Annotated in this window: 11 protein-coding genes; all 11 read left to right on the top strand. The window is 72.4% G+C overall.

Annotated features, from left to right (window positions below; all coding sequences use genetic code 11):
• Nucleotides 1-161 precede the first annotated feature (161 nt).
• The 11 genes from AB0G56_RS41785 to AB0G56_RS41735 all read left to right on the top strand — a co-directional run bounded on the left by AB0G56_RS41785 (nt 162) and on the right by AB0G56_RS41735 (nt 8,189).
• Nucleotides 162-524 carry a hypothetical protein gene (locus tag AB0G56_RS41785; protein WP_360981479.1) on the top strand — a complete coding sequence of 121 codons (363 nt, stop codon included), beginning with the start codon at nt 162-164 and terminating at the stop codon, nt 522-524.
• Nucleotides 521-838: a hypothetical protein gene (locus AB0G56_RS41780; protein WP_360981476.1), complete on the top strand. Its 318-nt coding sequence runs from the start codon at nt 521-523 to the stop codon at nt 836-838. The genes AB0G56_RS41785 and AB0G56_RS41780 overlap by 4 nt, the downstream gene beginning before the upstream one ends.
• An 80-nt stretch (nt 839-918) precedes the next feature.
• The gene (locus tag AB0G56_RS41775; protein ID WP_360981473.1) at nt 919-1,257 is read left to right on the top strand and encodes a hypothetical protein; all 339 of its coding nucleotides are present in this window, start codon (nt 919-921) and stop codon (nt 1,255-1,257) included.
• 312 nt (nt 1,258-1,569) lie between these two features.
• A complete protein-coding gene (locus AB0G56_RS41770) occupies nt 1,570-1,854 on the top strand; it encodes a hypothetical protein (RefSeq protein WP_360981470.1) in 285 nt (94 codons plus the stop codon).
• A 58-nt stretch (nt 1,855-1,912) separates the two neighbouring features.
• Nucleotides 1,913-2,170, top strand: coding sequence for a hypothetical protein (locus AB0G56_RS41765; protein ID WP_360981467.1), 258 nt, complete (start codon nt 1,913-1,915; stop codon nt 2,168-2,170).
• 81 nt (nt 2,171-2,251) lie between these two features.
• Nucleotides 2,252-3,025 carry a hypothetical protein gene (locus AB0G56_RS41760; RefSeq protein ID WP_360981464.1) on the top strand — a complete coding sequence of 258 codons (774 nt, stop codon included), beginning with the start codon at nt 2,252-2,254 and terminating at the stop codon, nt 3,023-3,025.
• A 74-nt stretch (nt 3,026-3,099) separates the two neighbouring features.
• On the top strand, nt 3,100-3,909 hold the full coding sequence (locus AB0G56_RS41755) for a hypothetical protein (RefSeq protein ID WP_360981461.1): 810 nt from the start codon (nt 3,100-3,102) through the stop codon (nt 3,907-3,909).
• Between the two features lie 1,128 nt (nt 3,910-5,037).
• On the top strand, nt 5,038-5,421 hold the full coding sequence (locus tag AB0G56_RS41750) for a hypothetical protein (protein WP_360981458.1): 384 nt from the start codon (nt 5,038-5,040) through the stop codon (nt 5,419-5,421).
• An 81-nt stretch (nt 5,422-5,502) separates the two neighbouring features.
• Nucleotides 5,503-5,880: a hypothetical protein gene (locus AB0G56_RS41745; RefSeq protein ID WP_360981455.1), complete on the top strand. Its 378-nt coding sequence runs from the start codon at nt 5,503-5,505 to the stop codon at nt 5,878-5,880.
• Between the two features lie 169 nt (nt 5,881-6,049).
• Entirely contained in the window at nt 6,050-6,565 is a 516-nt protein-coding gene (locus AB0G56_RS41740; RefSeq protein WP_360981452.1) for a hypothetical protein, read from the top strand.
• A gap of 550 nt (nt 6,566-7,115) precedes the next feature.
• The gene (locus AB0G56_RS41735) at nt 7,116-8,189 is read left to right on the top strand and encodes a hypothetical protein (protein ID WP_360981449.1); all 1,074 of its coding nucleotides are present in this window, start codon (nt 7,116-7,118) and stop codon (nt 8,187-8,189) included.
• Nucleotides 8,190-8,481: the final 292 nt, after the last annotated feature.

The following is an 8,481-nucleotide window of genomic DNA, read 5'->3' as shown; positions in this document are numbered from 1 at the left end:
CCACCCCACCACCACACATTCTACCCCCACCCGCCTCTCTACCTTTATTAACCGGGGTCCCGGGCCCGGCCTGTCCCGTCCGGGCCCCCCCCCGGCCGGGGCGGCGGATGGCACCGCCGCCCCGGCCCTCGAAACCCCATCACGCACGAGGAGAGCGCACCATGACAGACGTTCGTATCGACCCCCACACCGACGCGGCCGGGGACCGGCTGATCCGCACGCTCGAAGCCCACGGGCTGACGGCCCGCAGCGGCACCGATGTCCAGACCGGCACCGACATGGTCACCGTCGACATCGCGGGCGGCCCCGAAATCTGGATCGCGGACCGCACCGGCCACACCGACAGCCCCGTTGACGCGCACCCCGGATGGGTCGCGTTCTACCGGCCGCACGCCGACCTCAGCGACGAGGGAGAGGCGGAGGTCTACCGGTCCGAAGGGGCAGGCGGCTTCACCCAGGACACCGCCGCTCTGGTGGTCGCGGTCGTCCAGTGCGCCGCCGCCCGCAGCCTGGCCGCCGCGTGACGGCCCCCGTCCACGAGGCCCGAGCACTGGCCTACCTGGCCCGCCAGGACGCCGGGCCGCCCCCGGCCGACGCCGAGGCGCGCGCCGACTGGCGCGCGGAACTGCGCGCGGCCCACGACGACTACCGCGCCGGCCGCGCCGTCGCGGTAGGCGTCGACCGGCTCGACACGGTCCGGCGCGCGGTCCGGGCCGGACGCTACGACGCCCGCGACCACAAGGACCTCACGGAGGCCCTGGCCGTCGTGGAACACGGCTGCATGTCCTACTGGCGCACCACCCCGTACGGGCTGGTCTGGATCGACAACGAGTTCTGACCCACCCCCGGCCGGGCGGCGGATGGCACCGCCGCCCGGCCCTCTCGAAACCCACCCCACCGCGAACGAGGAGATCACCCATGACGGACGCTCAAGAACCCACGGCCCGTGACCTGCTGAGCACGGCGCTCCAGGCGGAAGGGCACACCATCGGCGGCGAGGCATGGCTGGGCAGCGGCTGTTTCGTCCTGACGGTCCAGGTTGCCGGTCCGGCCCAGCTCTGGATCAGTGACGCCGACGCCCAGCTCGACTATCCCCCCGCCGAGCACACCGGTTGGACCGCGTTCTACCACTCCCACGGCCTGGAGACCGAGGAGGACGCCCCCGAGGTCTACCGGTCGACCGACACCGACTGTGCGGCGGACACCGCGAATCTCGTGCGGGTCGTCAACGCCTACGTGGCCGCCGCCACGGCGTAGCCGGAACGCAGACCGGCGACCGCCCTGCCATAAGGCAGGACCCCCCACACAAGTGCGGCAGGCTGGCGCGGTCGCCGGTCTTCTCGAAACCCGTACCGCGCGTGGTGGCGACATCCCCAGGAGGGGGCGCTACTTCCACGCGGAACGAGAGAACACCAGGGTAGCGGGTCCAGGCCGGGGGACGAAAAGGGATCAGAAACGTGCCCCCCAGTGCTTCCAATGCTGGTGAAAGCTGGTATTGTTCTTCTTGTTGGGAGGGGATGGCACCCCAACCAACACCACCACTCGAAACCCGTACGGAAGAGGCACCCGATGGCTTCCACCCTGGAACTCTCCGAGGCCGCACTGACCGGCCTGCGCGACTACCTCATGGCCACCGCCGCCGACGAGGACAAGGCCCCGCTGGAGGAGCTGGACGGACTCAGCGACACCGTCCTCGCGGCCTACTGGCACGGCTACGTCGAGGCCAGCAAGGCCGGACGCGCCGGGCAGTCACTGCACGCGGCCGCGCTCAGCACGGCACTCGCCGCGCCGCTCGGCGCGGTCTGCGCCGAGACCGGCGCACTGCGCGCCGCCCTCGCCCAGTCCTTCCAGTAGCCCGTCCCACCCGGGGCGGCGGATGGCACCGCCGCCCCGGCCCCTCGAAACCCGCCCCGTGAGCCAGAGAGAGGCCCCGATGACCACCCCCTCCCCAGACGTCGAAGCTGGCCCCGCGAAGACCCGCACCATCGACGAGCCCGAGATCGACAAGCGCAGCGCCGAATCCCCCTACTTCGGCCGGTTCACCTGCGACGTCTGCGGCGACGACTTCGCCGTCCACCGTTCGCTCACCGTCGAAGAGCGCGAGTTCACCGACATCGAGACCCGCGAGACGTGGCCCGGCCTGGTCGTGGTCGCCTGCGACCGCAGCTGACAGCACCCGCCCCACCCCGGGGCGGCGGATGGCACCGCCGCCCCAGCCCCTCGAAACCCGCACGCAAGGAGAAGCCCGACCATGACGCTCCCCAGTGACCTGCCGAACCCGAACGGCAACGCCGACACCGCCCGCTCCCGCCGTGACCTCCTGGTCGCCCGGCACGGCGGCCGGATGGTCACCGAGACCATCGGCCGCCCCCTGCTCCGCGCCCAGCAGACCGCGCAGACCTACCGGGCGGCCGCCGATCACGCCGAGTTCGACCGGTACGGAGCCCCCGATCGCGTCTGGCTCAGGGGTCAGTCGGCCCTGTGCCACCGACGCGCCCGCATCGCGGCCGACGAGGCCGCCCTGGCCACCGAGCAGAAGCAGCCGGACCAGGCCACCGCATGGGCCGCCCTGGCCGACCGCTACGCCACAGCGGCCCGCCACCTCGCACGCCCCGCACCGGTCCGGGACACCGCGATCACCAACCTCCGCGCCGCCGCCGATGCACTGGAATCCCTGACCCCCACCATCTCGGCACAGGCAGCCGCCCCCCTGTCCTGCATCGCCCTGTTCAGCGTCGACAGGGGCCGCCAGGCACTCGACAACGCCCGACGCGGCAACGGGCCGGTACTCAGGCATGTGAACACGGTGGAGGTGGAGCTGCTGCTGTTCGCCGCGTACGCCCAGGGGCAGGCCGAGACCGGCTACCACATCGCCACACAGGCCGTCCGCGCACTCGACCGCGTCCGCAAGACCGCGCCCGAGGACGAGGCCGAACCCATGGACCCGCAGGCCCTGGCCACCGCCTTCGAGCTGAGCGAGCAGGCCCTGGACGCGGCCGAGGCCGCCACCCCGCCCGCGCCGTAGAACCCCAGCCCGGCCGGGACGGCCGCACCGCCGACCGTCCCGGCCCCGGACCCCATCCAGGAGAGCCCTGCCCGATGCCCGAACCCCACCCCGAGGCGCACGAAGGAACGCCCGCTACGCCGTACGCCAGCCTGCTGACCCGCCCCTTCTACCTGCCGGGCGCGCACCTGCCCGACTCAGCCGGCCCCGTCTGGACCTGCCGGACATGCACCACGCCGTGGCCGTGCGCCACCGCCCAGCCGTACCTCCGGGCCGGACAGTGCAGCACGCGCAGCGCGACGACCCAGTGGAAGCCGTGCGGCGCGACGATCCAGCGAGAGCGGAACGGCCCCCGACACTGGCATGTCGGCCCTGACTGCTACACCCACAACGACGTCTTGAACGCGCTGGCCGAGGAACTCCACCAGCAGCACATGGCGAACCCCCACTACCCGCCCAGCCACTACTACCCGGAGAAACCCCGCCGTCGCCGACGCCAGCGCCCGCCGTACGACCACACCCCCATGGGGCCGGGCGACATCAAGCCCGGCACCTGGCTATGGGTCATCCCCGGCGGACTCCACCCCGGATGGGGCGACATTCACCGTCTCGCCATGCTCACCGCACTCGGCGCGCCGTACTGCGAGGTCTGGATGGACGACACCACCGTCCACCGCGTCCGCCCCGAGAAACTGATCCTCGCCGACGCCGGACGCCAGGCCGCCCACGCCGCAGGACTCACCACCATCCGGCAGACGACCGGACCCCGGCCCCGCCCCCTGCTCCCCGAATGGCGATGGGTCGACTGGACCCTGGCCGAGCACATCACCCACCAGCAGCACGCCGCCCCCACAACTGAGCCAGCCGAACAGCCCGTCCAGGACGAGCTGTTCACCATCGCCTAACGGACTACCCGGCCCGGAACGACCATCGTTCCGGGCCGGAGGCATGTCCGCATTCGGCGCGGCGACGGCGCCGACGGGCCGACGAGGGCAAGGGAACCGCGGAGGCCAGCGGCGCCACCGTCGTGCGCGCCGGCCTGCCGGAGAACACGCGGCGAGTGCGCCCGCGCCGTGGAGCGGCACCCGGCCTCCGGCCGGATGCGAGGGGCGCTCTCGCGCCACCCCCTCGCACACCCCCGGCGCCCGTGGCCGGCCCCGGCGGCATCACAGCGGGACCAGCGTGCTGACGGCCGCTCGTACCTCACGGCCAGGCCAGGCCCCACAGGGGACGCTTTCCTCGTGGTCGCCGCCGCGATGGGGGTACTCCAAGACGGGGCCGGGGCGGCGGCGACCTCGAGGACGCTCCGGCCGCCGGGGCCACTGGAGCTGTTCGTCGTGGTGCACCCGTCCTTCGGCCGGGTACTGGTGGCTCCTCGCCCCCAGACCCCTCGCCAGCGCCCAGGGCGCGCTGGACCGCCCAGGTGGAAAGACGACAGGCCCCGGGCATCGCGGGGCTGTCCCGCGGCGTGCGGGCCGGTGGTGAAGTGCGGGTAGGTTCCCGCGGCGTGGCCGCCGGTGGGGGGTCTCATCGCACCTTCGGTGCGATCCGGCCGTGCGCCGCAGTCGTCGGGCGTGGCCGCCCTCCTTATTGCGGCCCGCGCTGCGCGCGGGCTGCGTCGCTTCGCTCCTTGCGCGAAGCCCCGGGGGGCTCCTCCGGACGCCCGCCCCCCGGGGACCGGGGGACGAGCTGAAGTCCGTCGTGGCCGGTGTGATTCCTCCGCGTCGTCGTCGTCCGCCGGCGCCGTCGTGGTGACCGTTCGGGGGCTGAGGTCGAGGAGGGCCAGGAGGAGCTGGAGCCGGTGGAGGAGGTGCGGGCCGGCCCGGGGCCGGGGGAGGGAAAAGCGGCTGGCAGGGAGGGGGGTCGGCGGGGCCCGGACGCTCCCTAAAAGATCATGGAACTTCCGGGAAAACCCTGGTCAGACCCCCTTTTCGGCTATGCGATCCGGTCTAACACTGGTAATATTGAGCTTGTTGGAAGGGGGTGGCACCCCGGACAACGAGAACCCCTCGAAACCCACACCGGAGGAACCCATGAGCGAGCAGATCACCCCCGAGCGTCAGGCCGAGGCGGAGACGATCGGCCACACGGTCTACCAGGCCATGCGCGCCGAGATGATCGAAGCGTCCCGCCAGCGGGAGGGCATCGACACCCCTCTCCTCATGGAGGGGCTGGAGGCCGAGGCGACCTACCAGGCCGCCCGCGAGGCACTGACGAAGGCCCGCGCCGAGCGTCAGCGCGTGCTCTACGCCATGTGGCGCGCGAACAAGGACCCCCGCGCCGTCGCGGCCCTCATGCCCGCCACCGTCAAGGCCGTCACCGTGCGCGCGGCCGTGATCAAGCTCGCGCCCAGCCAGGACTTCGAGGCCCTGCCGCTGTGGCGCACCGACGACGAGGAGGCCGCCGCCACCAACTGACGCCCAACGGCCGGGCGGCGGATGGCACCGCCGCCCGGTCCCGCTCGAAACCCGACACGACGCACCGCAGGAGAGCACGCCATGAAGTTCAAGATCCACACGGCCATCGGGCACGACGCAACCCTCGTCACGGCCCCGCTCGACACCCACGAGGCCGCCCGCGAGTTCACCGACACGCTGGCCCACCTCTTCCAGGTCGAGCCCGCCCGAGTCATTCACGACGAGTTCCGGACCGCCGAGTACGTGTGGACCAACGTCACTGTGTCTCTCCCCGCCATCGGCGAGGCAGTGTTCAGCGTGGACAGCCGCAAGACGGCCCGCGAAGCGGTCCGCCTGTACCTGGACAACAAGCCGGTGCCGTTCGCCTGGACGGACGGCAGGAGCCCCGGGCGGACGTTCGCCGGGGCCGTGGCCGCCGCTGTCCGCGAGCGCGACGCCCGCGCGGCCCGCCAGGGCTGAGCAGGCTCGGGGCGGCGGACCGCCGCCGCCCCGAGCCCCAGAAAAACCCTGATCAGAACCGCCCCCCCGCTTCCGAATCCGGCTCAAGGCTGGTAATATTGAGCTTGTTGGAAGGGGGTGGCACCCCGACCGGCACCACCACTCGAAACCCACACCACGGAGGAACCCCGTGATCACCACCACCATCGAGCACAGCAGGGTCTACGGCACCACCGCCCGCCTCAGCGACCACCACGGTTGGCTCAAGGCCACTCTGCGACAGCACGGATTCGAGTGGTCCCACTCCCTGAACGCGTTCGCCGCCCCCGGCACCCGTACCTGGCCGTTCGACCCCTTCAAGTTCGCCAAGGTCACCGGCGAACTCCGGCGGTGCGGATTCCCCGTCAAGGTGATCATCGACAACGCGCGGCCCGAGGCCGACCCGATCGCGGACACGGTGACCGAGCTGTTCGATCTCGCGTACGCCGTTCAGCGTCTCGGGTCGGCACTCGCCCAGGACATGCTCACCCGGCCTAGCCGGGTCACCGCCGAGCGCGTGAGGCAGGCCCAGGAAGCCGTGGAGGCCGCCACCGCCAAGGCCGAGGAGATCGAGCAGCGCCCCGGCGTCTACGAGCACCCCGAGATGCGAAACGTCTGGCACCTCCTCAACCAGGGGTGGACGGCCGTCGGTCTGCCCCCCTTCTAGGCCCCCGCACATCCCCGAAGGGGCGGACGCCGACCAGGCGTCCGCCCCTTCGGCGTGCCCGCGCGGCGAGGAGCGCCGACGGCCCGCCGGGGCCGCGCCGGTCACGCACCGAGGAGACCGGACCCGGCGCGAGCGACGGCCGCGCCGTGGGACCGGCGGCCGGTGCGCAGCTCCGTCGCCCGGCACCCGACCTCCGGCCGGGTGCGAGGGGCGCTCACGCGCCACCCCCTCGCACACCCCCGGCGCCTGTGGCCGGCCCCGTCGTCCGCCTGCCGGTGGCCGAGCAGTGCGGCACCCCGGGCGATCTACGTGACCGGTCGTCCGCCGGGCGCGGCCCGCCGCGGAGCGCAGAAAAGCGGCTGGCAAGGAGAAGGGGCGGCCCCGCCCGGAAGGCGCGCGCGGGATCTGCGATTCGAGAAAAACCCTGGTCAGGCCCCCTTTTCCGCTTCTGAATCCGGTTCAAGACTGGTAATATTGAGCTTGTTGGAAGGGGATGGCACCCCGACCCCCACCACCACTCGAAACCCGCACCACACGGAGGGCACAGATCATGACCACCACCCAGCGCGCGGACCAGGACCAGCAGCTTCCGGCCCTGACGAAGATCGGCGGAGCCTGGCACTGCGTCATCTCCAACAAGCTCTTCAAGGTCACCAAGCCCGGCCGTAACTGGACCGTCGCCCGCGCGGACGACGCCGCAGACCCGCAGCCGGTCGCGTCCGCCCGCACCCGCAAGGAAGCCCTTGCCGCAGCCCTGACCGCCCTCTCCGTCTCCCTGGCCCTGCCCGAGCCGACCGTCACCCACGTCGGTTCCCGCCTGAACGCCCTCGGCGGCGGCGCGACCATCACCATCGCCGGACTGGTCTCCGTCTTCTACCGGCTGGAGAAGGGGGGATACACCCAGCCGTGCGGCAAGTGCGGCGGCAAGGGGCACATCAACGCCTACGACCACGTCCAGGGAGGCATCTGCTTCGACTGCGCGGGATACGGAGCCCTCGGGGCCCCGATGCCCCTTGAGCACCGGATCGAAGACGTGAAGTACCTGGCCACCGACATGCGCAAGCAACACGAGCGGGCCATCATCGACGCCGCCAAGGGCCGGGCGATCTGGGCCAAGTTCAGCACCGCCGAGCCCGAGCTGGCCAAGTGGATGGACAACGACGGAAGCACCTTCCCCGACGACATGCGCCGTCTGATCACCTCCGGCAAGTCCATGACGCCCCGCCAGGACCAGGCCGCCCGCCGGGCCGCCGAGGAGTACGCCCACCGCGACGAGCGCGCAGCCGCCGAAGCCGCCGCGCGCGCCGAACGCATCGCCTCCGCCCGATCCCTGGCCGAGGGCGACGACGTGGCCCACGAGGGCACCGTCACCCTGGCCAGGACCGTCGACGGCGCATTCGGCTCCCGGATGCTCCTCCTGATCGACGCAGGAGACGGACTCACGCTGAAAATCTTCAGCACCAGCAAGGCGGCATGGGAAGCCGAGGAAGGCGACCGGGTGCGCATCACCGGCACGGCCAAGAAGCCCCAGACCGACAGGTACGAGGGCACGCCGCAGACCCCCGTAGCCCGCCCGCGCATCACCATCGTCGCCACCGACGAGCTCGAAGCAGTCGCGGTGTAACCCCGGCGGCGGGGCGACCCCAAGTCGCCCCGCCGCCCGGCCCGCTCCAGCCGTGCGGCGTGGGCGGCGGCCGGCCGGGGGTGGCCGGGCCGGGCGCGGAGCGCCTTCGGGGTGGCGGCCCGTGGGCGCCGGCCCCGCCGTGCGGGGCGCAGCCCGGTGCGCGGCACCGTCGTACGGCACCCGTCCTTCGGGCGGGAACTGGGGGCTCCTCGCCCCCAGACCCCTCGCCAGCGCCAAGGGCGCGCTGGACCGCCCAGGTGGACAAGCAACAGGCCCCGGGCATCGCGGGGTT

This window comes from Streptomyces sp. NPDC021356 (assembly GCF_040641015.1).
Taxonomy (GTDB): domain Bacteria; phylum Actinomycetota; class Actinomycetes; order Streptomycetales; family Streptomycetaceae; genus Streptomyces.
This window is presented reverse-complemented; position numbering and strand designations above follow the sequence as displayed.

Excerpts from the sequence above, each read along its gene's own strand:
- AB0G56_RS41735 (WP_360981449.1), top strand. The coding sequence starts at position 7,116 with ATGACCACCACCCAGCGCGCGGACCAGGACCAGCAGCTTCCGGCCCTG.
- AB0G56_RS41760 (WP_360981464.1), top strand. The coding sequence starts at position 2,252 with ATGACGCTCCCCAGTGACCTGCCGAACCCGAACGGCAACGCCGACACC.
- AB0G56_RS41745 (WP_360981455.1), top strand. The coding sequence starts at position 5,503 with ATGAAGTTCAAGATCCACACGGCCATCGGGCACGACGCAACCCTCGTC.
- AB0G56_RS41785 (WP_360981479.1), top strand. The coding sequence starts at position 162 with ATGACAGACGTTCGTATCGACCCCCACACCGACGCGGCCGGGGACCGG.
- AB0G56_RS41750 (WP_360981458.1), top strand. The coding sequence starts at position 5,038 with ATGAGCGAGCAGATCACCCCCGAGCGTCAGGCCGAGGCGGAGACGATC.
- AB0G56_RS41755 (WP_360981461.1), top strand. The coding sequence starts at position 3,100 with ATGCCCGAACCCCACCCCGAGGCGCACGAAGGAACGCCCGCTACGCCG.
- AB0G56_RS41775 (WP_360981473.1), top strand. The coding sequence starts at position 919 with ATGACGGACGCTCAAGAACCCACGGCCCGTGACCTGCTGAGCACGGCG.
- AB0G56_RS41770 (WP_360981470.1), top strand. The coding sequence starts at position 1,570 with ATGGCTTCCACCCTGGAACTCTCCGAGGCCGCACTGACCGGCCTGCGC.